Genomic DNA, 26412 nt, shown 5'->3' on the forward strand with positions numbered 1-26412 from the left:
CAAGAGGCTCAGGTTGCCCACGCTCTTTCGGTTCCTCGTCGTTCTCGTCGTTCTCGCGGGCCTTGGCTTTGCGGCCATGTTCGCCCTCGCGACCCTCGTCGACCCCGACCCGCGCGAGATCACGGTTCCGGTGCCCACCCACCGCACCACGCCCTCCGCTTCATGAGCGGCGCGCGCCTCGCAAGCCTTTTCCTCGACATGCTCGCCGCCGAGCGCGGCGCTTCCAGGAACACGCTCGAAGCCTATCGGGGCGACCTCGACGATTACCTCGCCTATCTGGCGGAAACCGGGGGGCAGCCCGATAAAGCCGTCGCCGCCACCATCCGCGGCTTCATGGCGAGCCTCGAGGAGCGGGGCCTGAAGGCCTCCTCCGCCGCCCGCCGCCTCTCCGCCGTGCGCCAGTTCCACAAGTTCCTCTACGTGGAGGGCTATGCCCCCGCCGATCCGACGGCCGCCGTGTCGGCCCCGAAGCGGGGCAGGGCGCTGCCCAAGGTCCTGTCCGTTGCCGAGGTCGACCGCCTGCTCCGGGTCGCCCATGAGGGCGTGCAAAACCCCGATGCCCCGCCTGCGGAGCGCCTGCGGGCGGCCCGCATGGCCTGCCTGCTCGAACTTCTTTACGCCACGGGCCTGCGCGTCTCGGAGCTCGTGGCGCTGCCCCGCAGCGCCGCCAGGACCCGCGACCGCTTCCTCGTGGTGCGGGGCAAGGGCGCGAAGGAGCGGCTGGTGCCGCTCACCGAGGCGGCGCGGGAGGCCGCGCGGGCCTATCTCGCCATGCTGGAGGAGGGCAAGAACGCCGCCGGCCCTTGGCTCTTCCCGGCGGACAGCGAGAGCGGGCATCTCACCCGCCAGGCCTTTGCCCGCGACCTGAAGGCCGTGGCCGGAGCCGCCGGCCTGCGCGCAGACAAGGTCAGCCCCCACGTGCTCCGCCACGCCTTCGCGAGCCATCTGCTCCAGAACGGGGCGGACCTGCGCGTGGTGCAGGAACTGCTCGGCCATTCCGACATCTCGACCACGCAGATCTACACCCATGTGCTGGACGAGCGCCTGAAGAGCATGGTGCGCGACCTGCATCCCCTGGCGGCGGGGGAGGGGAAATAGCGCTTCCCTTCACCGCCGCTTCAGCAGAAACACCCCCTGCTCGCCCAGCAGGTTCCACACCCACCAGGGCAGGCTCACGCGCATGGGCTTCCCGCCGGCGTTGAGCGCCACGGCCTTGTCCATCTGGGCGCCGACCTCGCCGCACATCTCCACGAAGTCTCGGATGGTGCAGAAATGGATGTTGGGCGTGTCGTACCAGGAATAGGGCAGGTTCTCCGTGACGGGCATCCGGCCCCGGAACCCCAGCTCGCAGCGCACGCGCCAATGGCCGAAATTGGGGAAGGACACGATGGCCCGGCGGCCGATGCGCAGCAGATGCTCCAGCACCGCCTTGGGCCGGCGCGTGGCCTGGATGGTCTGCGACAGGATCACGTAGTCGAAGGCATCGTCCGGGTAATCGGCGAGGTCCGTGTCCGCGTCGCCCTGGATCACGGGCAGGCCCTTGGCGAGGCAGGCATTCACGCCCTCGCGGGAGATCTCGATGCCGCGCCCGTCGACGCCCTTGCTGTCGCGCAGGAGGGCGAGGAGCGAGCCGTCGCCGCAGCCCACGTCCAGCACGCGGGAGCCGGGCTCCACCATGTCGGCGACGAGCAGGAAATCGAGGCGATGGCCGGGCTCGGTCTCGGGCGAGGGGAGGGCGACGGGCAGGCTCATGCGATCCCCCGAATCCGCGCGGCGGCATCGATGAAGCCGCGCGCCGCCGCGAACATCTCGGGCTCGTCGAGCAGGAAGGCGTCGTGCCCCTTGTCGCTCTCCACCTCCACGAAGGCCACCGAGGCGGCGGCCGCGTTCAGCGCATGGACGATGGCCCGCGAATCGGAGGTGGGAAACAGCCAGTCGGAGGTGAAGGAGATCACGCAGAAGCGCGTCGCCGTGCCCTTGAAGGCCCTGGCGAGGGAGCCGCCGTGCTCCGCCGCGAGGTCGAAGTAATCCATCGCCCGCGTCACGTAGAGATAGGAATTGGCGTCGAACCGCTCGACGAAGGCGATGCCCTGGTAGCGCAGGTAGCTCTCGATCTGGAAATCGGCGTCGAAGGAGAAGGTCGGGGCGCTGCGGTCCTGGAAGTTGCGGCCGAACTTCCGGTGCAGGGCCATCTCGGAGAGATAGGTGATATGCGCCCCCATGCGGGCTACGGCGAGGCCCTTGGAGGGACGCGTGCCCTCCGTCAGGTAGCGTCCGCCGCGCCAGTCCGGATCGGCCATGACCGCCTGGCGGCCGACCTCGTGGAAGGCGATGTTCTGGGCCGAGTGACGCGCCGCCGTGGCGATGGGCAGGGCGGAAAAGACCCGCTCCGGGTAGCTCACGGCCCATTGCAGCACCTGCATGCCGCCCATGGAGCCTCCGACGACGCAGAACAGGCTCTCGATGCCGAGCCGGTCGATGAGGGCCGCCTGCGCCCGCACCATGTCGCGAATGGTAACGACCGGGAAATCCAGCGCATAGGGCTCGCCGGTCGCCGGGTCGATCGAGGCCGGGCCGGTGGTGCCCATGCAGCCGCCGATCACGTTGGCGCAGATCACGAAGAAACGGTCCGTGTCCACGGGCCTTCCGGGGCCGACCATGGTGGTCCACCAGCCGGGCTTGCCCGTGACCGGGTTCGCATTGGCCACATGCTGGTCGCCGGTGAGCGCGTGGCAGATCAGCACGGCGTTGGACCTGTCGGCATTGAGCGTGCCGTAGGTCTGGTAGGCGATCTGCCAGGGGCCGAGCGCCACGCCCGCATCCATCAGCAGCGGCGCGTCCGCGCCAAAGCGCATGACCAGGCTCGACGGGTCGTCGACCTGGCTTCGCGGTTCGGAGGACAGGGGTGCAGAGGACATGACGTGTCGGAAATGTTCTTTCTTCCGAACAACCGGTAATGCGGAGCGCCTGCCACGTCAACGAACATGACGCCTCGGCGCGGGGAGATGTCGGAGGCCGGATTGAAAGCGCCATCCTGCACTTGGCAGGCGCGCCCAAGGCTGCGAAAGAAGGGCATCGATCCGAGGAACCCGTCCATGTCCGCCGAGAAGCCCGCTCCGTCCCTTGCCGAACTGCGCCAGGAGATCGACCGCATCGACGAGGCGATGCACCGGCTGCTCATGGAGCGCGGCACCATCATCGACCGCCTGATTGCTTCCAAGAAGGCCTCCGAGACGGGGATCAGCTCGGCCTTCCGGCCCGGGCGCGAGGCGTCGATGATGAAGGCGCTGGCCGAGCGCCACGAGGGTCTCCTGCCCCTCGATACGGTGGAGAGCATCTGGCGGGTGATCATCGGCACCTTCACCTATGTCCAGTCCAACTACTCCGTCCATGCCGACATCTCGGGCGGGGATGCCCCCATGCGGGACTCGGCCCGGTTCCATTTCGGCTTCACGGTTCCTTACGTCACGCATCCGAGCGCGGCGGCGGTGATCGAGGCGGTGGCGGCCTCGCGCGGCGATCTCGGCATCTTCCGGCTCGACCAGGGCGCCACGAGCGGCGCCTGGTGGCGCACGCTGGCCGACCGGGACCGCCCGAAGGTCATTGCGCGCCTGCCCTTCATCGAGCGGCCGGATCATCCCGCCGGCACGCCGGTCTTCGTCATCTCGAAGCCTCTCGTGGATGCGGCCGTGCGCGACGTGGTGCTCTATGCCGCGCAGTTCGAGCGCTGGCATCGCGGCGCCAACGAAGCCCTGGGCCGCCTCGGCGGCGAGGTGGTGGCGAGCGCCGCCGACACGAACGGATTGTCGGAGCTGATCGCCGTGCCCGGCACGGTTTCGCCCGCGCAGCTGCGCGAGACCCTGACCCAGGCGGGCGCGAGCCTCGCCCAGCTCGCCGAGGTCGGCAGCCATGCCGCACGTTTCCACGTGAAATGAGACCCGACCTGCGCTAGAGCATGTCCCGGCGAAGTGGGTACCGGTTCGCCGATGAGCGCATGCTCCAAAGCCCAAGAGCCCTTTTTGCCGATCCAAGTGTTTTCAGGAAGTCCCAAGATGTCCGCCCGTCCCGAGCCCCGTCCCGGCGTGATGCAGATCGAGGCCTATGTGCCCGGCAAAAGCGCCGTTGCGGGGGTGAAGAAAATCCACAAGCTGTCCTCGAACGAGACGCCGCTGGGACCCTCGCCCAAGGCGATCGAGGCCATCCGGGCCGCCGGTCACTTCGAGCTTTATCCGGACGGGTCGGCTGCGAAGCTGCGTGAGGCGATCGCGGCGAAATACGGGCTCAATCCCGACCGGCTCGTCTGCGGCGCCGGTTCCGACGAGCTTCTCTCCCTGCTCGCCCATGCCTATGTGGGCCCCGGCGACGAGGGCATCTATTCGCAATACGGCTTCCTGGTCTACCGCATCGCCATCCTGACTGCGGGCGGCACGCCCGTCGTCGCGCCGGAGAAGGATTACCGGGTCGATGTCGACGCGATCCTCGCCAAGGTCACGGACAGGACGAAGATCGTCTTCCTGACCAATCCCAGCAACCCGACCGGCACCTACATCCCGTTCGACGAGGTCAAGCGGCTGCACGCGGCCCTGCCGCCGCACGTCCTGCTCGTCCTCGACGCGGCCTATGCGGAATATGTGCGCCGGAACGATTACGAGGCGGGCCTCGAACTCGTCGCCACCTCCGAGAACGTGGTGATGACGCGCACCTTCTCGAAGATCTACGGCCTCGCCAATCTGCGCCTCGGCTGGATGGTGGGCCCGGCCCATGTGGTCGATGCGGTCAACCGGATCCGCAGCCCCTTCAACATCAACGGCCCCGCCATGGCGGCCGGCATCGCCGCTATCCAGGACGAGGCGCATGTGGCGAAGGCCGTCGAGCACAACGAGCGCTGGCTTTCGTGGCTGTCCCAGGAGATCGAGGCACTGGGCCTCAAGGTCACGCCGAGCGTGTGCAATTTCATCATGATCCACTTCCCGCAGGAGCCCGGACGGACGGCGAAGGACGCCGATGCCTTCCTGTCGGGCCGCGGCCTCATTCTGCGCCGGATCGAGAGCTACGGTCTGCCCCATGCCCTGCGCCTGACCGTCGGCGACGAGGAGGCGAACCGCCTCGTCGTCGAGGCCCTGCGCGATTTCATGGGCGTCAAGGATTTCATGGGCGGCAAGCATGCCTGAGCGCCTCGGTCCTCCCCGTGAAACGCCGCTCTTCGAGCGCGTCGCCCTGATCGGCCTCGGGCTGATCGGCTCATCCATCGCGCGCGCGTCGCGCCATCTCAACCTCGCGCGCACAATCGTCGCCGTCGACGCGAGCGAGGCCGTTGTCGCGCGGGTGCGCGAACTCGGGATCGCGGACGAGGCGACCACCGACATCGCGGCCGGCGTCAAGGATGCGGATCTCGTCATCCTCTGCGTGCCGGTCGGCGTCTGCGGCAAGGTCGCCGAGGCCATGGGCCCCGGCCTGAAGCCCGGCTGCATCGTTTCGGATGTGGGTTCGGTGAAGGCCTCCGTGATCGCGCAGGTGCAGCCGCACCTGCCGAAGGGCGTGCATTTCGTGCCTGCGCATCCGGTGGCGGGCACGGAACATTCCGGCCCCGATGCGGGCTTCGCCACGCTCTTCCACAATCGCTGGTGCATCCTCACCCCGCCCGAAGGCGAGGACGAGGGAGCCGTCGAGCGCGTGCGCGCGTTCTGGTCCGCCATGGGCTCGAACGTGGAGACGATGAGCGCGCAGCATCACGACCTGGTGCTCGCCATCACGAGCCATGTGCCGCATCTCATCGCCTACAACATCGTCGGCACGGCGGCAGATCTGGAAACCGTCACGCAGGGCGAGGTGATCAAGTTCTCCGCCGGCGGCTTCCGCGACTTCACCCGCATCGCCGCGTCCGACCCGACCATGTGGCGCGACATCTTCCTGCACAACCGCGAGGCCGTGCTGGAAATGCTGGGCCGCCTGAACGAGGATATCGCCCTGCTCGCGCGCGCCATCCGCTGGGGCGAGGGCGACAAGCTCTTCGACCTCTTCACCCGCACCCGCGCCATCCGGCGCGGCATCATCTCGTCGGGCCAGGAAACGCCGGAGCCGGATTTCGGCCGCCGGCGCGAGGGCCAGTAAAAGCCCCGATCAATAAAGCGGCTGCAGCTTCACGTTGGGGATCACGAAGGGTCCCATGGCGAGAAGGCCGTTCTCGAGGCGCAGCGGCGGCATGGGAGCAAGGCGCGGCTTGTCGCCCGGCTGGGCTGTGCCGGCGCGCGGATTCTGCCCCAGCAGCATGCCCAGGATATTGCCGCCGACGCGGCCGCCGGTCAGGGTGCCGATGAGGCCGTCGAGCCCGGCCGCCGCGACGTCGAGCCGGCCCGTGGGCCGGCGCTGATCGTCGAGGCGCAGCTCGCCCTTGGTCTCGACCCGGCGCGCGCCCTTGGCGGCCGACAGCATGAGAACGTCGATCTTGCCGCCCGCTCCGCGCCAGAGTTCCAGCTCCTCCGCGATGGTTCCTCCCTTGAAGCCGTCGGCCTGCGTGACGGTGATGTCGGCATTCAGGTTCGTGGGCTCGGCGCCGCCGATGAGCGCATCGAGCAGGGGAAGGCGCGCCTCCGTCACGGAGGCCGCGACGTCGCGGGCCTGCTCGGCGGTGCGGGACGGGTTGGGGCGCACGTGAAGTTCCAGGTGCTTGCCGGAGCCCGACAGCTCGCCGGTTCCCAGGCCGGTGACGGTCACCTTCGGCGCGTCCGCCGCGATGGAAAGGCGCTGCAGGCCCGTCTGGGAGGCATTCACGCTCGCCTGAAGGAGATCCCAGCTGCCCTCAACCGCCACGGTGCCGTCGCTGACCCGCAGGGGCCCCGCCAGCTCGGCGATGATGCGGCGCGGCTGATAGATCTGCGCCACCGCCTCGGTGCGGCCGAAGGAAGCGGTCACGACGCCCCGCCTCACGTCGAGGGAATTGCAGATCAGTTCGATGCGGAAGGGATAGCCTGCGATGGTGCGGTCCGCGCAGGTCCATTGCCGTCCCTGGCGGGCCTCCGCCGCGAGCCAGCCGTCGAGGGCGTCCACCGCGCGGTTGCGGATCGCGAACCAGGCAACGCTCCAGGCGATGGCGACGAGGAGCAGCAGAACGAAAGGCGTGTAGAGCCAGAAACGGCTGCGACGAACATTCCCCACCGGGGCGGCCTGATCCATGTGCGATCTCCTGTTGTGCCGGCGCTTCGTAACCCAAGCGCCGCGTGCGGAAAAGTGGACCCGCCTTCTCATTGAGAAACGCTCTTCAAAACGGGCGGCGAATCGATTCCAAAAAAGGTGCTCCCTTCCGGGTCCGATGCTATACGCCCGAAACAGGCAAGGTTCGGGCACGGGTGAGATGAAGGACCTCACGGAGGATTTATGGGTGTTCGGCTACGGCTCGCTCATGTGGCGGCCGGGCTTTGCGTATCGCGAGCGCGTGCACGCCCATCTCTACGGCTATCACCGTTCGCTCTGCGTCTTTTCCCATGTCCATCGCGGGACACCCGAGCATCCGGGGCTGGTGCTGGGGCTCGATCGCGGCGGGCGCTGCCACGGCGTGGCGTTCCGCGTGGCGCCGGAAGAGGCCGAGGCCACCATCGGGTATCTGCGCGAGCGCGAGCAGGTCACGGCGGTCTACCTGGAGCGTCATCTGCCGGTGCGCCTGGCCGATGCGCGCCGGGTCCGCGCGCTCGCCTATGTGGTCGACCGCAACCATGGGCAATATGCGGGCCGCCTCTCCTTCGAAGAAGTGGTCCGGCTCGTGCGTCAGGGACAGGGCATTTCGGGGCGTAACCCGGATTACGTCCGCAACACCTACGATCATCTCGTCGGCATGCAGGTGATCGATCCGCTGCTGCACAGAATCGTCGCCGCTCTCGCTCAGGAGGCCTGAGTTTCTTCCTCGCGCAGATCCTCGAAGATCGCGCGGCGATCCTCGTCCGTCGTGGCGAGCCGGTGAATGTGGAGTTCGGTGGCGCCCCGTTCGCGGACCTTGGCGAGCCAGCGCAGGCGCGTCTGCTCGGCAGGCTCCGCGCCCGCCATGGCGGCATCGACCACCATGCCGGTTCCGGCGCGGTCCCGCTTCACGGCGAGAATCACGGCGTCGGCGACCTCCAGAAGCTCCGCCTCGTTGAGCGGGTGCACGCCGACGATGTAGCGGCGGCCGGAACGCCCGCGCCAGGAACTCAAGGTGGAAGAGGAGCGAAGCCCTGCGGTCGCCCGTAGCCTTTCCTCGCGCACGCCAGCCCTCCGCATCCGGTCGTTGCGGAGATCCCGCATGGCCGCATTCCAGGATATGGTTCGTTTGTTCGCCATATGTTCTTATATGTAAGAATCGGCGGAAGAGTCGTCAAGACGCCGGAAACCTTGGCTGGACTGGGTTTTCGAGCTTTCTTGCCGTCCCCGGGCAACGGAGGCCGGGCAGGGGCCGCCCCGCGCTCCGGCCGGGAATGACGCGATGGGATGACGTTCGTCAGGCCTTCGAGAGCGAGGTCTCCGAAGAGGATGAGGGGCCGAGTCCCAGCTCCCTCCGGCCCTCTTCGTAGAGCCGGTTAGAGGCTCCCTCGATCCGCGCCTGCACTTCCTGGAAGAATTCCTCCCGCGGCAGGCCCGGGGCGATGGGATCGAGCACCTCGATCCGCACCGTGCCGGGGCGGCGGATGAACCGGCGGCGCGGCCAGTAGAGGCCCGAATTCATGGCGACCGGGATGCAGGGGAAGCCGAGATTCTGGTAGAGATGCGCCACGCCGTACTTGTAGGCCGGGGGGGCTCCCGGCGGACGGCGGGTGCCCTCGGGAAAGATGATGATCTGGCGTCCGTGCTGGGCCTCGTCCTTGGCGCGGGCCGTCATCTGGACGAGCGCGAGCGAGCCTGCCTTGCGGTCGATGGGCACGCAGCGGGCTTTCGCAAGGTACCAGCCGAAGAAGGGGATCCACATCAGCTCCCGCTTCAGGATGTAGGTCGGGTCGTCGAGGATCGTGACGAGGGCGAAGGTCTCCAGAAACGACTGGTGCTTGGCGGCGACCAGCGCCCCGCCCGGCGGGATCTTCTCCCGGCCCGTGATGACGACCCGTGTTCCCGCGATCACGCGCAGAAGCCAGAGCGACGTATGGGCCCAGGTCTGGACTAGCCGCATGAACACGCGGCGCGGCACCAGGAAGGCCGGGATCAGCATGATCAGCCACAGGACCAGGTTGACGTAGAAGGCGACGTTGAACAGCAGGGAACGGACGATCAGCATGGCTTCTTGAAAAAGGAAAAGCGGAGCAACGGGCTCCGCGGGCGCGCCACCTTATAAGGTTTTTTGCGGCTTCTCTAGCGCCAGACGGGCTCTGCGACGAGCTGCCGATTGACCGGCGACCCGCCGCTGATGATCTGGACGACCGAGGAGCGCTCCGGGTCCTCCTCGAAGCGGGTGCGCACCCAGACTGCCAGGAACTTCAGGTATTCCGAAAAGATTACCCGGGCCACGGCCGGATTGTGCCACCATTCGTGCGGATCGATGGTCGCGGCGACGGGATAGGGGATCTTCTGGAGGTTCGGCAGGGCGTGGTCGAGTTCCACGAGGGTGCGCGGCATGTGGTAGTTCGAGGTCACCACGATCAGGGTGCTGAAGCCGTTCTGTTCGGCCCAGCGCCGGGTCTCGATGGCGTTCCCGATGGTGTTGCGGGCCCGGTAGTCGAGGTCCACGCAGCAATCGAACAGGCGGCGCTGGCCGGGGTTGAGCCGGGCGATCTGCTCGCGACTGGTGTTCTCGTTGACGCCCGAGATCAGCAGACGCTGGGCATAGCCCTTGGCCAGCAGGTCGATGGCGTCGCCGATGCGCTGCGCGCCGCCGGTCATGGCGACGATTCCGTCCGCCCGGGTCTCCGGGGGCTGCTCGAAGCGGTCGAGGCTGTAGACGAAGCTTAAGAAGCCGAGGAAGCCGACGATCGCGGCAGCGGCGCCGGCCCAGAAGCCGAGGCCCAGCAGACGCCGTGCCCATGAACGGCGGGCGGGCGCTCGGGACGATTCGGGCATCGTCCAGCCCCAGCCGAGGGCTTCCATGGTGTCCCTGGCGTCCGGCGCACTCCAACTCTGCGTTCGCGAGGTCATCTTGGACGAAGATAGTGGAGAATGCGGCAAGGGAGAGGCAACCCGCTTTGTCCGGTCGGCTGTCACCATCAACCGCTTTCGTTAAGAAAACGTCTCACGGTCAGGCGCGAGACGATGCCCGTGATCAGCGCCACGAGCAGGGCGATGAGGACGACGACCGCATAGCCGCTCCAGCTGATCGTGAAGGCGCCGAACAGGGCCTCGATCTGGTCGCCCGTGGGGCTCGCCCGCAGGGACCGGGTCACGAGCCCGAGAAGCAGGGTCAGGACCAGGGCCGCCCCCGCGCCGATGGCGCTGCCGCGCAGCCCGAGGCGGAAGAAGCGGCGCTGGAACTCCCTGGCGATGAAATCGTCGTTCGCGCCGACGAAATGGAGCACCTCCACCACCTCCCGGTTGCCCGCCATGGCGCCGCGGGTCGCGAAGATCACCGCAAGGCCCGCGGCGACGAGCACCAGAACCACCAGAAACACGCCGATCCCGATGATGGTGTTGGCCATGGTCGAAAGCCGCGAGACCCAGAGGGCGTGATCGTCCAGGGTTGCCCCCGGCACCTCGCGCTGGAGGGATTGCCTCAAGTTGCCGAAATCGGGCTTCGCGCCCTCCTGGATCTTGATCACGATCAGGCGCGGCACCGGCAGGTCGTTGAAATCGAGGCCGGTTCCGAGCCAGGGCTCGAGCAGGCGTTCCGATTCCTCCTTGGTGAAGGCCTGGGCCTTCTCCACGCCCGGCGCCTGGCGGGCGAGGGCGGTCGCGCGTTCCACGTCCTGCTCGATGGAGCGCTGGGGATTGGGGCGGATCTGGATCGTGACCTCCCGGGCGATCTCCGAGCGCCATTGGGCGGAACTCGCGGAGACGAGCTCGGCGCCGCCGGCGCAGAGCGCCGCCAGGAAGGTCAGGATCGCGATGACCGCGGCGAGCGCCTGCCCGCCCGCGGAATCCACCGGCACGAGGGGGGCGTTGCGGCTCAGCGAGGCGGGCAGGGACCGTTTCGGCCCGTCCGGAGCCGCGGCCTTCCTCAGTCGAGGCTGGGAGGGGGCGTTCATCCGGCTCACTCGTCGATATGCAGCCTGCCGTCGCCGAGCACGAGGCGGCGGACGTCGAGCTGGTCCATGAGGCTGAAATCGTGGGTCGCGATGACCACGGAGGTTCCGAGCCGGTTGAGTTCGATGAAGAGGCGCAGGAGGCGGCGGGCAAGCGAGGGGTCCACGTTGCCGGTGGGCTCGTCCGCGAGCAGAAGGTCGGGGCGCACGATCAGCGCGCGGGCGATTGCCGCGCGCTGCTTCTCGCCGCCGGAGAGCACGGGCGGGAGCATGTGCATGCGGTCGCCCAGGCCCACCCAGCGCAGCAGCTCCACGACCTCGGCGCGATAGCTCGATTCCTCCTTGCCCTGCACCCGGAGCGGCAGGGCCACGTTCTCGTAAGTGGTCAGGTGATCGAGCAGGCGGAAATCCTGGAAGACCACGCCCATGCGGCGGCGCAGGCCCGTGAGTTCGTCCTTCGAGATCCGGGACACGTCCTCGCCGAAGAGCGAGATCAGGCCGCGGGTCGGCTTCACGGAGAGCAGGATCAGCCGCAGGAGCGTCGTCTTGCCGGCGCCCGAGGGGCCGGTGAGGAACTGGAAGGAGTTGGGCTCGATGGAGAAGGTCAGGTCGCGCAGGACCTCGGGCCCCATGCCGTAGCGCACGCCCACATTCTCGAAATGCACGACCGGGGCCGCGCTGTCATCGAATTCCTCGTCGTAATACGCTCTCACGCGCGCTCAAGCCATCCTTGGAAATTCATGGTCCCGTGGCGGGAAAAGCCCCGATTCGCTCCCTTATCGCCCCGCCATGGTTAGCAAGCCATAAACTTGCCCAGGAGGCACGGGAAGCGGCCGCCTCGCGGGACATTGCCGCAGGACGGCGCCGAAAAGCACCGTCACCGTTTGACATCCTCGGCCAAGCATGGTCGTGAAGGGGAAAGGCCCCAAGCCATTGTCGCATTCTTTCTGGACGATCATGATGACCGCTGCCCACCGTATCCGGGTTCTCTTCGACGAGGACACCATCGCCAAGCGCAACGAGACTCTGGCTCAGGAGATCGCGGATGCGAAGCCCGAGAACCTGCTCGTCGTGGCCGTGCTCAAGGGCAGCTTCATGTTCGCCGCGGACCTGATCCGCGCCCTGCACCGCGCCGGCCTCTCGCCGCAGGTCGAGTTCGTTCACCTGTCGAGCTACCTGGACGGCACGGTCTCGACCGGCAACGTCACGATCCTGCGCGACATCGAGAGTGACGTGCGCGGGCGCGACGTGCTGCTGGTGGACGATATCCTGGAATCCGGCCGCACGGTCACCTTCGCCAAGGATCTGCTCATGGCGCGCGGCGCCAAGAGCGTGAAGACGGCGGTTCTCCTCGAGAAGCCCGGCAAGCGCGCCGTGCAGATCGAGCCGGACTATGTGGGCTTCACCTGCCCCGACGTGTTCGTCATCGGCTACGGCATGGATGTGGCCCATTCCTACCGCCAGCTGCCCTTCGTCGGCGTCCTCGACCATCACGACCCGGACCCGGACCTGTTCGACGAGAAGCCGTCCGCATAAGGGGCGGCCGGTCAGCCGTTGAGGTGCCAGACGGCCGCGTTCAGCGCGGTCGCGAAGGAAACCCAGGCGAGATAGGGCGCGAGCAGAAGCGCCGCGACGCGGTCGAGATTCCAGAAACGGCGCATCGTCGCCAGGATCGCCACGATCAGGGCGGCGATGACGACGAGCCCCAGGATCGGGCTGTGCGCGCCGAAGAAGGCGAAGGACCACAGGCAGTTCAAGGCGAGCTGCACGAAGAAAGCCGTGATGGCGGCAAAACGGCCCGGGAGATGCTTCGGCAGGGACAGGATGCGCCAGACCGCATAGGCCATGAGGGCGTAAAGCAGCGTCCAGGCGATCGGGAAGGCCCAGTTCGGCGGCGTGAAGCCCGGCTTCTCGAGGCCTGCGTACCAGGTCGGGATGTTGGGGTTGGTGACGAGGCTGCCCGCCGCCGCCACGGCCACGACCGGCAGCACCGCGATCAGAATCCGTTGAAACGGCGGCGTTGCATGACCGTCCGTCATGGTTTGCTCTGTATCCATTCTCGAAATCCCTTTAAGACGGTGCGTCATTCTTCAGTGATGCAACCTGTCACGCTTCCGGAGGTTCCCCATGCCGTCATCGCGTTCCCCATGGTCGAAGCGCAGCCTGACCGCCCAGGCCATGGGCCATGTGGACCCGATCACCAAGGGCGTCGTGCCGCCGATCCATGTGGCGACCACCTATATCCGCGATGAAGACAACGCGTATTCCTCCGGCTTCGTCTACGGCCGGCCGGACAATGCCACGATCCGCGAGGCGGAGGAAGTTCTGGCCATGCTGGAGGAGGCCGAGGCCGGCGCGCTCCTGTTCTCGTCTGGCATGGCGGCGGCCACCGCCGTGTTCCAGGCGCTCGATCAGGGCGATCACATCGTGGCCTCCAAGGTCATGTACTGGGCCCTGCGCAACTGGCTGATGACCGAAGCCGTCCGCTGGGGCCTCCAGGTCGATTTCGTGGAGACGGACAATCTCGACGCCCTCGCCAAGGCCGTTCAGCCGGGCCGCACCAAGCTCGTCTGGGTCGAGACGCCCTCCAACCCGCTCTGGACCATCACCGACATCGCCGCCGCCGCCGAGATCGCCCATGCGGCCGGCGCGCGGCTGGCGGTCGATTCCACCACCGCCTCGCCGGTCCATACCCGGCCCCTGACCCTCGGCGCCGACATCGTCATGCATGCGGCCACCAAGGTGCTCAACGGCCATTCCGACGTGGTGGCGGGCGCGCTCGCGGGCGCGAAGGCCGATGCGTTCTGGGCGCGGATCGCCAATATCCGCAAGATGCAGGGCGCGATCCTCGGCCCCTTCGAGGCATATCTGCTCATGCGCGGCATGCGCACGCTCCATGTCCGCACGGCCACCCAGGCCAAGAGCGCGCTCGACCTCGCGCAGCGCTTTTCCGCCCATCCCAAGGTGGCGCGGGTGCTCTATCCCGGCCTGCCGCAGCATCCCGGCCACGACATCGCCGCCCGGCAGATGGAGAACGGCTTCGGCTACATGCTTTCCATCCAGGTGTCGGAAGGCGAGGCCGCCGCGATCCGCACGGCGGCGCGGGTTGGGCTGTGGAAGCGGGCGACCTCGCTCGGCGGCGTCGAGAGCCTGATCGAGCACCGCGCCTCCATCGAGGGGCCCGGCACGCCGTGCCCGCCCGATCTTCTGCGCCTGTCCACGGGCATCGAGGATGTGGAGGATCTCTATCGCGACCTCGACGAGGCTTTGCGGGGGTAACGTCCCGACATCGTTCCCGGCCGAAGCGGCGAAGGGGAAGGGGACCCATGGCGCCTTCGCGCATGGATGGCTCCCCGTCCACCGCTTCGCGCTCCCGGGATGACACCCTCACGTTTCGACAGATCGGTGGATTACGGGCTCCCCTTAGCCAGCTATATTGATCTTGTCACAAAACTTGTGCTTCTCTCGGCTAATGCGAACGCTGTTTCGCAACAGAACAAATCCAGGGGAAGACCATGACACAATCCGTAACCCGCCGCCGCGTCCTGCAGACGGGCGTTGCCGCCGCCGCCATCGCCGGAATGCCGCATCGCGGCTGGGCGGCCGGCCCGGTCGTGAAGCTCCGCATTCTGGAGACCACCGACCTGCACGTGAACGTCTTTCCTTACGATTACTACCGCGACGCGGCCGACGACACGGTCGGCCTTGCCCGCACGGCCACCCTCGTGAAGGCGGCCCGGTCCGAGGCCAAGAACACCCTGCTCTTCGACAACGGCGACCTGATTCAAGGCTCGCCGCTCGGCGACTTCATCGCCTATCGCCGCGGCATGAAGGCGGGCGACGTCCATCCCATGGTCGCCGCCATGAACGAGCTGAACTACGATTGCGGAACCCTGGGCAACCACGAGTTCAACTACGGCCTCGAATTCCTGCAGAACTCGCTGGGCGCGGCGAAATTCCCGCTGGTCTGCGCCAACGTTCTCAAGGCCAATGGCGAAACCCTGCAGAAGCCCTGGATCATCCTCGAGCGCGAACTCGTCGATGAATCGGGCGCGAAGCAGAAGCTGAAGGTCGGCGTGATCGGCTTCGTGCCGCCGCAGATCGTGCAGTGGGACAAGTCGCATCTCGACGGCAAGGCCACCACCATCGACATCGTCGATGCGGCCAACAAGCACGTGCCTGCGCTGAAGAAGGCGGGGGCCGACATCGTCGTCGCGCTCTGCCATTCCGGCATCGCGGGCGGCGAGCGCAAGGGCGGCGAGGAAAATGCGGCGCTGCACCTCGCGAAGGTCGACGGCATCGACGTCATCCTCACCGGCCACCAGCACTTCGTGTTCCCGGGCGGCAAGGAGTTCAACAACATTCCCGGCGTCGACGTGAAGGCCGGCACGCTCCATGGCAAGCCCGCCGTCATGGCCGGCTTCTGGGGCAGTCATCTCGGCCTCGTTGACCTCGAGCTGACCAAGGAGGGCGATGCCTGGAAGGTCGCGAATTTCCGCACCGAGGCGCGCCCGATCTACGACCGCGTCGACCGCAAGGTCGTCGCGAAGGTGGAATCGGATGCGGGCGTGATGGCGGCGGCCCAGGCCGGTCACGACGCCACGCTGAAATACGTGCGCGAGCCCGTGGGCACGACGGCGGTGCCGATCCATTCCTATTACTCGCTCGTGGCCGACGACGCCTCCGTGAAGCTCGTAGCCGAGGCGCAGGCCTGGTACGTGGCCGACCAGCTCAAGGCCTCCGCCTTCAAGGACCTGCCGATCCTCTCGGCAGCGGCGCCCTTCAAGGCCGGCGGCCGCGGCGGCCCGAACTACTTCACCGAGATCAAGCCCGGCCCGCTCGCCATCAAGGACATGGCGGATATCTACATCTATCCGAACACGATCCGCGTGGTGAAGATCACGGGCGCGCAGGTGCGCGAGTGGCTCGAGCGCTCGGCCGGCATCTACAACCAGATCGACGTGGCCAAGGGCGGCGAGCAGGATCTCATCAATCCGAAGTTCCCGGCCTACAATTTCGACGTCATCGCCGGCGTGCAGTACAAGATCGATCCGACCCAGGCCTCCCGCTATGACAATGACGGCAAGCTGGTGAATCCCGATGCGCATCGCATCAAGGAGCTGACCTATAACGGCAAGCCCGTGGCGGACGATCAGCAGTTCATCGTGGTCACGAACAACTACCGCGCGGGCGGCGGCGGTAACTTCCCCGGCGCCGACGGCACCACCATCGTGTTCGAGGCGCCCGACCTCACCCGCGACGCCATCATGCGCTACATCGTCGAGAAGAAGGAAGTCGCGCCGAAGGCGGACGGCTCCTGGTCGCTCGTCGCGCCTGCGGGCGTCACCATGACCTTCACCACCGGCCCGAACGCCGCCAATTACCAGCCGGCCGGCATCAAGGTCGAGAAGATGGGCGATGCGCCGGAAGGCTTCGTCAAATATCGCATCGTGAGCTGATCGCGCATCGCGCGGAATTTGGGACGGCCGGGCCACAGCCCGGCCGTTTTCGCACGAGACATCGACTGTTGTGCGGGCCCGGCCCAAACCCGTCAGGCTCTCGGCCCTTGGATCGCGGAGACTCGTCCGCATCTACGGTCGGGGGGAAGAGTGTGGCAAGCTTGCACGCCGGATCGTGACGCCGGTGTAGGATCGGACGATTCGACGATCATCGAGCGGACTTCAAGGTTTGCCTGGCAATGCGTCATTCGAGGGATCGTGCATCGAGCAGATCCTAAAATTGCAAGTCCATTTTTCGCGTTCGATGATCTTGCGAACAATACTCGTTCCTCGATTGGCATGAGGATGAAAGACCTGACTGATATTCGGATTTCAGTCCGTCGATCTTTAAAAAAGCCTTATTCAAATACTATCCTCTAAAAATCAGTAGTTCATGAATCGGACGCTGTCCTTTTAGGCGCAATACTGCCCTCGAAGAACTCCATATTTCGAGGTTTTCTCATGGATGCGCATCTTTCCTCGGCCGAAGGCTATCACGCTCGTGTCGTCAGTCGCTCGACAGGAACTTTTGCCACCCATCATTTCAATAGCCAAGATCATGAGCTGGCAATGGAATGGGCTCGCCGCTTGGCCCAGTCGTGCCGGGTGGAGCTGTGGCGTGGAGCGCGGCTGGTCGCCTCATTCCCGCCCCTGCCGAACCGGGCGGCAAAGCATAGCCGTTTCCAATAGCCCGTCCCCATTACGGTTTCCGGACACCCTTACAAATGACGTGTTGCCGCTATATGCTTCAATTGCCAGCGGTTCCCTAGTCGGCCGTTGCCCTTTTCGGCGCATGCTGCGTCTCGAAGCTTCCCAGGCTTTTGGAGGATCAGCCATGCCCGTCGATTTGCCCCCGCGCCAGAAGCCGGACTCAGCCTTGTCCGTATCGTGGAACCTGCTCATCGACCGGTCCCTGAACTGGCTTGCCGTCTTCGTCGGCGTCGGTCTCTGCCTGTGGGTAGTCGGGCTCACCGTCTAGAATTAGGCTTACCCACACAGCTCCCCGTAACGGAAGGATCGCTTTGAGGCTATCGAGGCGGCGTGTTCTTGCATCCGGACCGTGAACGCAAGCCCCGGCTCAGCCTGATCCGTATCGCAGTCCTCGGGCTGATCGGCTTCGTTCCGATGGCGATTCTGATCTCCTGAAGCGCCGCGGGCGCTCCGCCACGATGTCGGAAATGCTCTGAGCATCGTACAATGTCATACGGTTGAGATGTTCCGGGATTATGCGCGCTCACATGATGAGCCGTTTCAACGAAGATGGTATCGATCGTGCGCTCGATGCAGACGATTGCTCCCACCACTGCCCGAGCTGGTTTCTCGCTTTCCTGGCGGGGCTGGCCCTGCTGGGCCTCGTCGGACATCAGCTCACCGGTTGAGGTCCGAGCCACGCTCAAGGCAGCGTGATGACATCGCTCATGGTCTCCGGCTTGGGCTCCTGGCCGAGGCGGCGGCCCTTGGCGAGAAGGATCGTGCCGTTGAGCTCTCCGCCGAAGAGAAAGATCGCGCCCAGCGTATAGAGAAAGATCAGGGCCACCATGGCGGTGGCGAGCCCTCCATAGGTGGAGGCATAGGCTCCCGGAAAGAACTCGAGATATGAGCTGAAGGCGAAGCCGCCGAGGAGCCAGAGCGCCAGGGTCACGCCCACGCCCGGCAGCACCGCCCGGAAACTCCGTTGCCCCGCGGGCACGAGCTTGTAGGCCAGCGTGAGCCCCGCAACGATCACCACCGTCGCGACGCCGATGCGCAGGAAGGCGACGAGACCGTCGAAGGGTTTCAGGGCCGGGACCCAGGAAACCACCCCGCGCCAGACGAAGGGACCGAGCACGACCAGGAGCGCCATGGCGAGCAGCACGAAGGCGCCCGCGATGACGAAGGCGATGGATTCGAGCCGCGTCAGCCACCAGGCCCGGGTCTCGCGCACGCCATAGGCGCGGTTGAGCCCGACCCTGAGGCTTTCCACGCCGCTGGAGGCGAAGTAGAGCGCCAGCACGAGGCCGAAGGTGACCACCCCGCTGCGGCGGACGGTGAGGATGTTGTGCACCTCGCCCGCGATGGGCCCGGAGATTTCCCGCGGCCAGGCTTCGAGGATGATGTCCGCCACCTCGTCCGCCAGCGTCCCGGTGCCGAACAGGCTCGCCAGCGCCGTGACCAGGATGAGGAACGGAAACAGCGAGGTCAGCACCGAGAGGGCGATATGGCTCGCAATGGCCCAGGCATCGTGCAGCACGAAGCGGGTCGAGGCGATGGCGAGAAGTTCGAGCCAGAGGCGAAGGCGGTTCAAGAGCGGGGTCTCCAGGCTGCTGGAGATGGTGCGGCAGGGGTTAAAGGACAAGCAAATGACGTCGGCCAGCCTAGCGCATCGTGTGGAAAAGTGGACCCGGTTTTCGCTTGAACAATGCGCTCCCTCAGGAAGCATCGGATGCAAAAGGGAACCAGGCGTCCATGGCCCGATCCCAAGGAAGTTCTCTTCCGGGCCCGTACCCCTCGACGATGGAACGAGCCGCTCCCGGATCGACAAGGGCCCGACCGCGGGCCTACAAGACGGATGATCCTGCCGCTGCCCTTATCCACGAATCCTCCATGAATCCGAATCCGCTCGCCCGCCTCGCACCGCCGCTCTTCGTGCTCATCTGGGCGACCGGATTCATCGTGGCGCGTTTCGTCGCGCCCTATGCCGAGCCCTTGACCTTCCTCCTGGTCCGTTACGCGCTCGCCATTCTCGTGCTCGTCGCCATCGTCGCGGCGGCGCGGGTTTCCTGGCCGCGGCGCTGGAGCGATTGGCGCAACAGCCTGATCGCCGGGGTTCTTCTGCACGGCTTCTATCTCGGGGGCGTGTTCTGGTCGGTGAAGCATGGGCTTCCGGCGGGCATCAGCGCCCTCGTCGCGGGTCTCCAGCCGCTCACCACGGCGCTTCTCGCCGGGCCGATCCTGGGCGAGCAGGTCTCTCTCCGGCGCTGGGCCGGCATCGCCCTCGGCTTTCTGGGGGCTGCGCTCGTGGTCGCGCCGAAGCTTGGAACTGGCGGCGTGCCGCCGCTCGCTCTCGGCATTTGCATCCTGGGCATGCTCTCGATCACCCTCGGCACGATCTGGCAGAAGCGCACCGGAAGCACGCTGGACCTGCGCGTGAACGCGGCGATCCAGTATATGGGCGCGGCCGCCGCCACCCTGCCGCTGGTGCTGCTGTTCGAAGAGGGACGCATGGAATTGACTGCGCCGCTCCTCGGCGCCCTGGCCTGGGCCGTGTTCGGGCTCTCCATCGGCGCGATCGGCCTGCTGCTCTTCCTGATCCGCCAAGGCGCGGTGGTGGGGGTGGCGACGCTGCTCTATCTCGTGCCGCCCGTCGCGGCGCTCATGGCCTTCGGGCTCTTCGGCGAGACCTTGAGCCTCGTCCAGCTCGCAGGCATGGCGCTGGCGGCCCTGGGCGTCGCCGTGGCCAGCCGCAGCTGATCGCAACAAAACCCCAGGCGGATGGGCCTGGGGTTTCATGAAGCGGAAGGCCTATTTCGTGATCTTCACGGAGACCGGATCGCTGGCGGGAAAGGTTTCTTCCACGCCTTCGTCCAGGAGATCTTCCTGGTGCTTCTTGTTGTTCGCGGATTTCTTCTCGTCCTTGCGCCTTTTCTCTTCCTGCGCGGCGTTCGGATTGCGGTTCTTGTCCGTCATGGTGCTCTCCATTCTCGGATCGGGGTGTCCAGTCAGGAAGACAACGCATCAGGCCAAGCTTCGATCCGTCCTTTTTGTCGCCTGAAACGAAAAACGACGCCTCACGGCGTCGTTTCCCGAAGGTTGAAATGATCAGCGCGGCTGGCCCTGCTGCTGGTTGACGAAGTAATCGAAGGGCAGCTCGGCGATGCGGAACCAGGTCATCTCCTTCTCGCGGAAGGCGTTCCAATGTTCGTATATCTTCTTGAACTTGGGGTTCGAGGCCGCGATTTCGCCGTAGAGCTTGAAGGCTTCCTTGTAGCTCTGCTCCATCACGTCGCGCGGGAAGGGCCGCAGCTGCACGCCCTGGCCGACGAGACGACGGATCGCGTCCGCATTCTGGGCGTCATACTTGGCGACGCACATGGCGTTGGCTTCCGCGCAGGCCGCTTCGAGGATTGCCTTGTAATGCGCGGGCAGCTCGTTCCACTTGCTCATGTTCACATAGAGCGAGGGCTGCGCGCCGCCTTCCCAGAAGCCCGGATAGTAATAGTACTGAGCGACCTTCACGAAGCCGAGCTTCTCGTCGTCGTGCGGGCCCGAGAACTCCACCGCGTCGAGGGTGCCGCGTTCCAGCGCCGGATAGATGTCGCCTGCGGCAAGCACCTGCGGCACCACGCCGAGCTTCTGCATGATCTGGCCGCCCATGCCGGCGATGCGCATCTTGAGGCCCTTCAGGTCCTCGATGGATTTGATCTCTTTGCGGAACCAGCCGCCCATCTGCGCGCCCGTCTGACCGGCGGGAATCGGGAATACGTTGTAGTCCTTCATGAACTCGCGGATGAGTTCGAGGCCGCCGCCGTAATACATCCAGGCATTATGCTGGCGCACGTTCATGCCCCACGGCACGGAGGTATCGAACATGAAGGTCGGGTCCTTGCCGATGAAGAAGCTCGACAGGGTGTAGGAGCACTCGACCGTACCGTTCTGCGTGGCGTCGAGGGTTTGAAGCGCGCCGACGATCTCGCCCGCTGCGAAGGTCTGAATCTGGAACTTGTTGTCGGTGGCAGCGGCCACGCGCTTGGAGATCATCTCGCCGGCGCCGAAGAGGGTGTCGAGGCTCTTCGGATAGGCCGAGGCCATGCGCCAGCGAATCTCCGGTTGCGCCTGGGCGATGGCGGGAGAGGCGACGGCGCCCGCCGCGGCGGCAAGCCCCGCACCTTTGAGAACTTTTCTTCTATCCATGAGCGTGTCCTCGACAGATTTATGTCGTTCATGCCGGATTGGCTGAACACTTCATAAAGGGCGAGGCCGTCCGCTGTCACCCCTCCTTCCGTCGGAACCGCCCCGGTTCGGAAGCCGGTGAACTTTCACCGTCCCCGGCGGGGAGCCGGGCTCTTGGCGGCAGTCGTGCTGACGCCTTCGGCGATCTCCTCGTTGGACAATTCGAAATGGGCGTCGGCTGCGCCTTTGTCCGGCGGAACGTCCTTGAAGGAACGGATGCCGGCTTTCGATCCGCTATCCACCCGGTTGTCATCCACGTGGTCGATGTCGAGATCGGGGTCGCGTTTCTTCGAGGCGCCCATGGCGCCCGTAACCTTTGCCGCTGCGCGCTTGGTGTTGCCGACCTCGTTGCGCTGGGTCGGTCCCGCGACGAAGTCGTCGCCGGTCTCGGTCTGCGACGCTTCGTTCATCGCTTCATCCAGGTCCGGTTCGGGAGGGCGGCCTCGCTTGTCGTGCGCCATGAAAAACTCCTCTTCCATCTGTGCCATTGGTCCGCCGAAGCGGAAATCTCGGGGGCCGATTCGCACGTTACCGGCCGACTTCCTTTTGAATGTCCTGCAACAATGTCAGATGATCCTTGATATGGTTGCGCGCGAGCCTTGCAATGTTCGTCATCTCACGGTTGCCGGAGACCTGCCGGAGATAGGCCTCCTGGAGATTCAGCATCTCCTGATGACCTTGGATCTGCAGCGCGACATAATCTCTGTCGAAGGCCGCGCCCATTTCCGCGCGGGAGAGTCGCTCCATGGCCTGCGCGTCCTTCTGCGGCAGTTCGGGCGCGGTGGAGGCGGCCTGGCGGGTTCCCTCGGACGTCGAGGCCGTCGCGCTGGGTTCCGCGAAGGAGTGCATGATCTCGGTCAAGAGATTCTGCTCGGCGATCTCGAAATCCGCGAACCGTTTCACCTGGGGATCGCGGGCCTTTCCGTGAGCGAAGTTCGATTGCTGCAGCGAGACCGTGCCGAGCGCCAGCATCTGCTGGATGTAGGATTGCTGAGCTTGGAGCGATTGTTGATCCATGCCGGCGGGCGCGGCGGGCGCGGCGGGCGCGGCGGGCGCGGCGGCCTGACCCTGGCGCATTGGTGTCCGGAGGTCCTGCGGCGCACCGCCTTGCTGCGTGCGCTGCTGGCGATCCTGCGCGTTCTGTCCAAGGCCCGGATTGGTCTGTGTCTCGGCGGGACGCGGCGTGGCAGGATAGGGGATGGCCTGGTTTTGCTGTTGGGCGAAAGCCGGCAGGCTCACGGCGGCCGCGAGACCGGCGATCACGAGATGGCGTGACGACATGGGATGCTCCTGCTTGCGCGATCTGTGAGCGAACGTTCGCAGGCAGATTTGGTTCGAGCCGCGTCCCGCATGCGCGGTCAGACGCGAACTTCCCGCAAGCTTATCCGTTGCCTCCGCGACGACCGCTCGCAGAATGTCGATGTCGGCTTTGTCGACGTGCGAGAGCAGAGGGCTCGAAACCGCAGGCCACAAACAGTTTATAACTTTGCAAGGCGCCTTTTTGTTTCATCCGCCTTGAAACTTTCGCCTTTCCCCGCCGTTAGCCATCGAACCTTCACAATGGAGGAGCGAATGAGTCCCGAAGGCGCCGATAACAAGATCCTGGTGCAAAGCTCGACTATCGACCTGGGGGAAAACTTTCCCGAATACGCCAAAACGAACATCCATCGCATCGCCGGAAAATATTTCGGGCGGCTGAGTGCGGCCTCCGTGCACGTCGCCCGGGAAGGAATCACGTACCGTTGCACGGTCAACATGCAGATGGGCGCGTTGAAGAAGATGAGCGGGGAGGCCAAGAACAAGGATCTCTACGCCGCCTTCAGGGCCGCGCTGCAAAAGACCGGCAAGCAGCTTCGCCGCTCCAAGCGGGAGCTGCGCGAGGATAAGGCGGAGCGACTCGACAAGGGCATGGTCCTGCGCGAGGGAACCGCGCCGCGCCGCCCGAATCGTCAGGATGAAAGCGCCGCTGAATCCGCTGCCGCCGACGAGGGCGACTACCGTATCGCCGCCGAATGATCGGACGAAGAAGACACTGGAAGCTCCGAAATGAAAAAGGCCGGGCGTGACGCCCGGCCTTTCCCGCATCTGCGGATCGTGGATCAGTTGAGCCGCACGCCCTGCGGCGGGCGCTCCGTGCCGCTCACCGTGACATCGCCGATCATCAGGCCCATGGGGCCTGCATGAACGGGCACGGTCTCGCCGTCCTTGATCTCGCCGGAGAGAATGAGCTCCGCCAGCGGATCCTGCACGTGCTTCTGGATCACGCGCTTCAGGGGACGCGCGCCATAGGCCGGATCGTAGCCCTTGTCGGCGAGCCAGTTGCGCGCCTCCTCGTCGAGCTCGAGGGTGATCTTGCGATCGGCCAGGAGCTTCCGGAGACGGCCGAGCTGGATGTCGACGATCGCGCCCATCTCGCTGCGTTGCAGCCGGTGGAAGAGGATGATCTCGTCCACGCGGTTGAGGAACTCGGGCCGGAAATGCGAGCGCACCACGGCCATCACCTCGTCGCGCACCTCGTCGGTGTCATGGCCTTCCTTCTGGTTCACCAGATATTCGGCGCCCAGGTTCGAGGTCATGATGATGAGCGTGTTGCGAAAGTCCACGGTGCGCCCTTGCCCGTCCGTGAGGCGACCGTCGTCGAGCACCTGCAGGAGGACGTTGAACACGTCCGGATGCGCTTTCTCGATCTCGTCGAACAACACCACCTGGTAGGGCCTGCGGCGGACGGCCTCGGTGAGCGCGCCGCCCTCCTCGTAGCCTACATAGCCGGGAGGCGCGCCGATGAGGCGGGCGACCGAGTGCTTCTCCATGTATTCCGACATGTCGAGGCGCACGAGCGCGGTCTCGTCGTCGAACAGGAAGGCGGCGAGCGCCTTCGTCAGCTCGGTCTTGCCGACGCCCGTTGGGCCGAGGAACATGAACGAGCCGATGGGCCGGTTCGGATCCTGCAACCCGGCGCGGGCGCGCCGCACGGCGGTGGAGACCGCTTCCACGGCTTCACGCTGTCCGACGACGCGCTTGGCGAGTTCCTGCTCCATCTGCAGCAGCTTCTCGCGCTCGCCTTCGAGCATCTTGTCGACGGGCACGCCGGTCCAGCGGGAGACGACGCCTGCCACGTGGTCGGGCGTCACGGCCTCTTCCATCAGCCCGCCGCCATCCGCTTTCGCCTCGACGTCTGTAAGCTGCTTCTCGAGCCCCGGAATGACGCCGTAGGAAAGCTCGCCCGCCTTCGCCCAATCGCCCGCGCGCTGGGCGGCGGCCAAGTGGTTGCGCGCCTCGTCGAGCTTCTTCTTCAGATCCGCGGCGGTGCCGAGCTTGTCCTTCTCTGCCTTCCAGCGGGCGGTGATGGCTGCCGATTGCTCTTCGAGATCCGCCAGCTCCTTCGTGAGACGCTCGAGGCGATCCTTGGAGGCGGTGTCCGTTTCCTTCTTCAGCGCCTCCTGCTCGATCTTCAGGCGCACGATCTCGCGGTCGATGTTGTCGAGCTCCTCGGGCTTCGAATCGACCTGCATGCGCAGGCGCGAGGAGGCCTCGTCGACGAGGTCGATGGCCTTGTCGGGCAGGAACCGGTCGGTGATGTAGCGGTTCGAGAGCGTCGCGGCCGCCACGAGCGCGCTGTCGGTGATGCGCACGCCGTGATGCTGCTCGTACTTCTCTTTCAGGCCGCGCAGGATCGACACGGTGTCCTCGACCGTGGGCTCGCTCACGAAGACCGGCTGAAAGCGGCGGGCGAGCGCCGCGTCCTTCTCCACGTGCTTGCGGTACTCGTCGAGCGTCGTCGCGCCGACGCAGTGCAGCTCGCCGCGTGCGAGCGCGGGCTTCAACAGGTTCGAGGCGTCCATCGCGCCGTCGGCCTTTCCTGCGCCCACCAGCGTGTGCATCTCGTCGATGAAGAGAATGATGCCGCCCTCGGCCGCGGTCACTTCCTGCAGCACGGCCTTCAGCCGCTCCTCGAACTCGCCGCGATATTTCGCACCCGCGATCAGCGCACCCATGTCGAGGGCGAGCAGCTGCTTGTCCTTGAGCGATTCCGGCACGTCGCCGTTGACGATGCGCAGCGCCAGGCCCTCGACGATGGCGGTCTTGCCGACGCCGGGCTCGCCGATAAGCACCGGGTTGTTCTTGGTGCGCCGCGAGAGCACCTGGATCGTGCGGCGGATTTCCTCGTCGCGGCCGATCACCGGGTCGAGCTTGCCGTCGCGCGCCGCTTCGGTGAGGTCGCGCGCATATTTCTTGAGCGCATCATAGGCGTTTTCCGCCGTCGCGTTGTCGGCGGTGCGGCCCTTGCGCAGGGCATTGATGGCGGTGTTGAGGCCCTGAGCGGTCACCCCGGCGGCGGCCAGGATCTTGCCCGCTTCCGAATCCTTCTCGACGGCCAGCGCCAGCAGCATGCGCTCGACTGTGACAAAGGAGTCGCCCGCCTTCTCGGCCGCTTTCTCCGCGGTGTCGAAGAAGCGCATCAGCTCCCGCGTCGCCTGCGGCTGCGCAGCTGCGCCCGACACCTTCGGCTGCTTGGCGAGCCACTGCTCGACCGCGGCATGCGCATCGCGCGAGCGGCCGCCGGCGCGGTCGATGAGACCGGCGCACAGACCTTCGGGGTCGTCGAGCAGAACCTTCAGCACATGGCCGGGAGACAGCTGCGGGTGGCCTTCCCGCATGGCCAGGTTTTGCGCAGCCTGAACGAAACCCCGGGCGCGCTCGGTGTATTTCTCGAAATTCATCGTGTCATCCCTCCTGAGGCCAGCCCGCCCTCTTGGAGGCACAGGCCGGCCCTGCGATGTCGGACCCCCTCGGAGGAGCATCCGCTGCGCTTAAGGTGGGAGCATTGATCCAGAACAACAAGAGGGGAACCGGCT

General features: G+C 66.0%; 28 protein-coding genes. 13 read left to right on the plus strand and 15 right to left on the minus strand.

From position 1 onward, the window contains the following. The first annotated feature begins 13 nt into the window (after positions 1-13). Positions 14-166: a hypothetical protein gene (locus tag L879_RS0111370; RefSeq protein ID WP_027316209.1), complete on the plus strand. Its 153-nt coding sequence runs from the start codon at positions 14-16 to the stop codon at positions 164-166. Continuing rightward, the gene (gene xerD, locus L879_RS0111375) at positions 163-1098 is read left to right on the plus strand and encodes a site-specific tyrosine recombinase XerD (RefSeq protein WP_027316210.1); all 936 of its coding nucleotides are present in this window, start codon (positions 163-165) and stop codon (positions 1096-1098) included. The genes L879_RS0111370 and xerD overlap by 4 nt, the downstream gene beginning before the upstream one ends. Positions 1099-1107: 9 nt before the next feature. On the opposite strand, the gene metW is transcribed toward xerD, so the two are convergent. Further along, positions 1108-1752 (minus strand): methionine biosynthesis protein MetW, encoded by a 645-nt coding sequence (metW, locus tag L879_RS0111380; protein ID WP_027316211.1) that lies wholly within the window; start codon positions 1750-1752, stop codon positions 1108-1110. After that, entirely contained in the window at positions 1749-2918 is a 1170-nt protein-coding gene (metX, locus tag L879_RS0111385) for a homoserine O-acetyltransferase MetX (RefSeq protein WP_035459400.1), read from the minus strand. The genes metW and metX overlap by 4 nt, the downstream gene beginning before the upstream one ends. Positions 2919-3095: 177 nt before the next feature. Between metX and L879_RS0111390 the strand changes: the two genes are divergently transcribed. From L879_RS0111390 to L879_RS0111400, 3 genes are all read left to right on the plus strand, one after another. Beyond that, positions 3096-3935 carry a chorismate mutase gene (locus L879_RS0111390; RefSeq protein WP_027316213.1) on the plus strand — a complete coding sequence of 280 codons (840 nt, stop codon included), beginning with the start codon at positions 3096-3098 and terminating at the stop codon, positions 3933-3935. A gap of 117 nt (positions 3936-4052) precedes the next feature. Continuing rightward, complete coding sequence (hisC, locus tag L879_RS0111395; RefSeq protein ID WP_027316214.1) at positions 4053-5171, plus strand: histidinol-phosphate transaminase; 1119 nt, start codon at positions 4053-4055, stop codon at positions 5169-5171. After that, positions 5164-6111, plus strand: a complete 948-nt coding sequence (locus L879_RS0111400; RefSeq protein ID WP_027316215.1) for a prephenate/arogenate dehydrogenase family protein — start codon at positions 5164-5166, stop codon at positions 6109-6111. Before hisC ends, L879_RS0111400 begins: the two co-directional genes overlap by 8 nt. Before the next feature lie 9 nt (positions 6112-6120). Here L879_RS0111400 and L879_RS0111405 read toward each other — a convergent pair whose 3' ends face one another. Continuing rightward, the gene (locus L879_RS0111405) at positions 6121-7173 is read right to left on the minus strand and encodes a DUF2125 domain-containing protein (protein WP_027316216.1); all 1053 of its coding nucleotides are present in this window, start codon (positions 7171-7173) and stop codon (positions 6121-6123) included. Positions 7174-7351: 178 nt separating this feature from the next. Between L879_RS0111405 and L879_RS0111410 the strand changes: the two genes are divergently transcribed. Continuing rightward, positions 7352-7888 (plus strand): gamma-glutamylcyclotransferase, encoded by a 537-nt coding sequence (locus L879_RS0111410; protein ID WP_027316217.1) that lies wholly within the window; start codon positions 7352-7354, stop codon positions 7886-7888. Here the strand turns inward: L879_RS0111410 and L879_RS0111415 are convergent. From L879_RS0111415 to L879_RS0111435, 5 genes are all read right to left on the minus strand, one after another. Further along, the gene (locus L879_RS0111415; RefSeq protein ID WP_245265217.1) at positions 7876-8274 is read right to left on the minus strand and encodes a hypothetical protein; all 399 of its coding nucleotides are present in this window, start codon (positions 8272-8274) and stop codon (positions 7876-7878) included. The two genes, L879_RS0111410 and L879_RS0111415, sit on opposite strands and share 13 nt — an antisense overlap. Positions 8275-8467: 193 nt before the next feature. Further along, positions 8468-9235: a lysophospholipid acyltransferase family protein gene (locus L879_RS0111420; protein ID WP_027316219.1), complete on the minus strand. Its 768-nt coding sequence runs from the start codon at positions 9233-9235 to the stop codon at positions 8468-8470. A 74-nt stretch (positions 9236-9309) separates the two neighbouring features. Further along, complete coding sequence (locus L879_RS0111425) at positions 9310-10014, minus strand: YdcF family protein (RefSeq protein WP_368086320.1); 705 nt, start codon at positions 10012-10014, stop codon at positions 9310-9312. Between the two features lie 143 nt (positions 10015-10157). Further along, positions 10158-11132, minus strand: coding sequence for a cell division protein FtsX (locus L879_RS0111430; RefSeq protein WP_154664187.1), 975 nt, complete (start codon positions 11130-11132; stop codon positions 10158-10160). A gap of 5 nt (positions 11133-11137) precedes the next feature. Continuing rightward, the gene (locus tag L879_RS0111435; protein ID WP_210278726.1) at positions 11138-11761 is read right to left on the minus strand and encodes a cell division ATP-binding protein FtsE; all 624 of its coding nucleotides are present in this window, start codon (positions 11759-11761) and stop codon (positions 11138-11140) included. Positions 11762-12086: 325 nt separating this feature from the next. Between L879_RS0111435 and hpt the strand changes: the two genes are divergently transcribed. Next, positions 12087-12665, plus strand: a complete 579-nt coding sequence (gene hpt, locus L879_RS0111440; RefSeq protein WP_027316223.1) for a hypoxanthine phosphoribosyltransferase — start codon at positions 12087-12089, stop codon at positions 12663-12665. A gap of 11 nt (positions 12666-12676) precedes the next feature. On the opposite strand, the gene L879_RS0111445 is transcribed toward hpt, so the two are convergent. After that, complete coding sequence (locus tag L879_RS0111445; RefSeq protein ID WP_027316224.1) at positions 12677-13186, minus strand: TspO/MBR family protein; 510 nt, start codon at positions 13184-13186, stop codon at positions 12677-12679. Between the two features lie 70 nt (positions 13187-13256). Here L879_RS0111445 and L879_RS0111450 point away from each other — a divergent pair, with 70 nt between their 5' ends. From L879_RS0111450 to L879_RS23635, 4 genes are all read left to right on the plus strand, one after another. Next, positions 13257-14408 (plus strand): trans-sulfuration enzyme family protein, encoded by a 1152-nt coding sequence (locus L879_RS0111450; protein ID WP_027316225.1) that lies wholly within the window; start codon positions 13257-13259, stop codon positions 14406-14408. A gap of 236 nt (positions 14409-14644) precedes the next feature. Then, complete coding sequence (locus L879_RS0111455; RefSeq protein ID WP_027316226.1) at positions 14645-16588, plus strand: bifunctional 2',3'-cyclic-nucleotide 2'-phosphodiesterase/3'-nucleotidase; 1944 nt, start codon at positions 14645-14647, stop codon at positions 16586-16588. 874 nt (positions 16589-17462) lie between these two features. Then, a complete protein-coding gene (locus tag L879_RS23630) occupies positions 17463-17606 on the plus strand; it encodes a hypothetical protein (protein ID WP_154664188.1) in 144 nt (47 codons plus the stop codon). A gap of 259 nt (positions 17607-17865) precedes the next feature. After that, the gene (locus L879_RS23635; RefSeq protein ID WP_154664189.1) at positions 17866-18006 is read left to right on the plus strand and encodes a hypothetical protein; all 141 of its coding nucleotides are present in this window, start codon (positions 17866-17868) and stop codon (positions 18004-18006) included. 14 nt (positions 18007-18020) lie between these two features. Here L879_RS23635 and L879_RS0111475 read toward each other — a convergent pair whose 3' ends face one another. Next, on the minus strand, positions 18021-18911 hold the full coding sequence (locus tag L879_RS0111475; RefSeq protein ID WP_027316227.1) for a YihY/virulence factor BrkB family protein: 891 nt from the start codon (positions 18909-18911) through the stop codon (positions 18021-18023). A gap of 299 nt (positions 18912-19210) precedes the next feature. On the opposite strand from L879_RS0111475, the gene L879_RS0111480 reads away from it, so the two are divergent. Beyond that, positions 19211-20077 (plus strand): DMT family transporter, encoded by an 867-nt coding sequence (locus L879_RS0111480; protein ID WP_027316228.1) that lies wholly within the window; start codon positions 19211-19213, stop codon positions 20075-20077. A 51-nt stretch (positions 20078-20128) separates the two neighbouring features. Here L879_RS0111480 and L879_RS23990 read toward each other — a convergent pair whose 3' ends face one another. The 4 genes from L879_RS23990 to L879_RS0111500 form a co-directional block, all read right to left on the minus strand. Beyond that, positions 20129-20293, minus strand: coding sequence for a hypothetical protein (locus tag L879_RS23990; RefSeq protein WP_169732748.1), 165 nt, complete (start codon positions 20291-20293; stop codon positions 20129-20131). Positions 20294-20425: 132 nt separating this feature from the next. After that, on the minus strand, positions 20426-21517 hold the full coding sequence (locus L879_RS0111490; RefSeq protein ID WP_027316229.1) for a TRAP transporter substrate-binding protein: 1092 nt from the start codon (positions 21515-21517) through the stop codon (positions 20426-20428). A gap of 125 nt (positions 21518-21642) precedes the next feature. After that, complete coding sequence (locus L879_RS0111495) at positions 21643-21966, minus strand: hypothetical protein (protein ID WP_154664190.1); 324 nt, start codon at positions 21964-21966, stop codon at positions 21643-21645. A gap of 118 nt (positions 21967-22084) precedes the next feature. Further along, positions 22085-22837, minus strand: a complete 753-nt coding sequence (locus L879_RS0111500; protein WP_154664191.1) for a DUF4142 domain-containing protein — start codon at positions 22835-22837, stop codon at positions 22085-22087. 69 nt (positions 22838-22906) lie between these two features. Here L879_RS0111500 and hpf point away from each other — a divergent pair, with 69 nt between their 5' ends. Next, on the plus strand, positions 22907-23572 hold the full coding sequence (gene hpf, locus L879_RS0111505) for a ribosome hibernation-promoting factor, HPF/YfiA family (RefSeq protein WP_245265218.1): 666 nt from the start codon (positions 22907-22909) through the stop codon (positions 23570-23572). 83 nt (positions 23573-23655) lie between these two features. Here hpf and clpB read toward each other — a convergent pair whose 3' ends face one another. Further along, positions 23656-26277, minus strand: coding sequence for an ATP-dependent chaperone ClpB (gene clpB / locus L879_RS0111510; RefSeq protein ID WP_027316233.1), 2622 nt, complete (start codon positions 26275-26277; stop codon positions 23656-23658). Positions 26278-26412 lie beyond the last annotated feature (135 nt).

This window comes from Microvirga flocculans ATCC BAA-817 (assembly GCF_000518665.1).
GTDB classification, from domain to species: domain Bacteria; phylum Pseudomonadota; class Alphaproteobacteria; order Rhizobiales; family Beijerinckiaceae; genus Microvirga; species Microvirga flocculans.

Coding starts and splice junctions, on each gene's coding strand:
- L879_RS0111450 (WP_027316225.1), top strand. CDS start 13,257: ATGCCGTCATCGCGTTCCCCATGGTCGAAGCGCAGCCTGACCGCCCAG.
- clpB (WP_027316233.1), bottom strand. CDS start 26,277: ATGAATTTCGAGAAATACACCGAGCGCGCCCGGGGTTTCGTTCAGGCT.
- hisC (WP_027316214.1), top strand. CDS start 4,053: ATGTCCGCCCGTCCCGAGCCCCGTCCCGGCGTGATGCAGATCGAGGCC.
- L879_RS0111400 (WP_027316215.1), top strand. CDS start 5,164: ATGCCTGAGCGCCTCGGTCCTCCCCGTGAAACGCCGCTCTTCGAGCGC.
- L879_RS0111490 (WP_027316229.1), bottom strand. CDS start 21,517: ATGGATAGAAGAAAAGTTCTCAAAGGTGCGGGGCTTGCCGCCGCGGCG.
- hpt (WP_027316223.1), top strand. CDS start 12,087: ATGATGACCGCTGCCCACCGTATCCGGGTTCTCTTCGACGAGGACACC.
- xerD (WP_027316210.1), top strand. CDS start 163: ATGAGCGGCGCGCGCCTCGCAAGCCTTTTCCTCGACATGCTCGCCGCC.
- L879_RS0111405 (WP_027316216.1), bottom strand. CDS start 7,173: ATGGATCAGGCCGCCCCGGTGGGGAATGTTCGTCGCAGCCGTTTCTGG.
- metW (WP_027316211.1), bottom strand. CDS start 1,752: ATGAGCCTGCCCGTCGCCCTCCCCTCGCCCGAGACCGAGCCCGGCCAT.
- L879_RS0111445 (WP_027316224.1), bottom strand. CDS start 13,186: ATGGATACAGAGCAAACCATGACGGACGGTCATGCAACGCCGCCGTTT.
- L879_RS0111425 (WP_368086320.1), bottom strand. CDS start 10,014: ATGCCCGAATCGTCCCGAGCGCCCGCCCGCCGTTCATGGGCACGGCGT.
- L879_RS0111455 (WP_027316226.1), top strand. CDS start 14,645: ATGACACAATCCGTAACCCGCCGCCGCGTCCTGCAGACGGGCGTTGCC.
- L879_RS0111420 (WP_027316219.1), bottom strand. CDS start 9,235: ATGCTGATCGTCCGTTCCCTGCTGTTCAACGTCGCCTTCTACGTCAAC.
- L879_RS0111495 (WP_154664190.1), bottom strand. CDS start 21,966: ATGAACGAAGCGTCGCAGACCGAGACCGGCGACGACTTCGTCGCGGGA.
- L879_RS23990 (WP_169732748.1), bottom strand. CDS start 20,293: ATGACGGACAAGAACCGCAATCCGAACGCCGCGCAGGAAGAGAAAAGG.
- L879_RS0111500 (WP_154664191.1), bottom strand. CDS start 22,837: ATGTCGTCACGCCATCTCGTGATCGCCGGTCTCGCGGCCGCCGTGAGC.
- L879_RS0111435 (WP_210278726.1), bottom strand. CDS start 11,761: ATGGGGCCCGAGGTCCTGCGCGACCTGACCTTCTCCATCGAGCCCAAC.
- L879_RS0111415 (WP_245265217.1), bottom strand. CDS start 8,274: ATGCGGGATCTCCGCAACGACCGGATGCGGAGGGCTGGCGTGCGCGAG.
- hpf (WP_245265218.1), top strand. CDS start 22,907: ATGCGCGGTCAGACGCGAACTTCCCGCAAGCTTATCCGTTGCCTCCGC.
- metX (WP_035459400.1), bottom strand. CDS start 2,918: ATGTCCTCTGCACCCCTGTCCTCCGAACCGCGAAGCCAGGTCGACGAC.
- L879_RS23635 (WP_154664189.1), top strand. CDS start 17,866: ATGATGAGCCGTTTCAACGAAGATGGTATCGATCGTGCGCTCGATGCA.
- L879_RS0111480 (WP_027316228.1), top strand. CDS start 19,211: ATGAATCCGAATCCGCTCGCCCGCCTCGCACCGCCGCTCTTCGTGCTC.
- L879_RS23630 (WP_154664188.1), top strand. CDS start 17,463: ATGCCCGTCGATTTGCCCCCGCGCCAGAAGCCGGACTCAGCCTTGTCC.
- L879_RS0111390 (WP_027316213.1), top strand. CDS start 3,096: ATGTCCGCCGAGAAGCCCGCTCCGTCCCTTGCCGAACTGCGCCAGGAG.
- L879_RS0111430 (WP_154664187.1), bottom strand. CDS start 11,132: ATGAACGCCCCCTCCCAGCCTCGACTGAGGAAGGCCGCGGCTCCGGAC.
- L879_RS0111410 (WP_027316217.1), top strand. CDS start 7,352: ATGAAGGACCTCACGGAGGATTTATGGGTGTTCGGCTACGGCTCGCTC.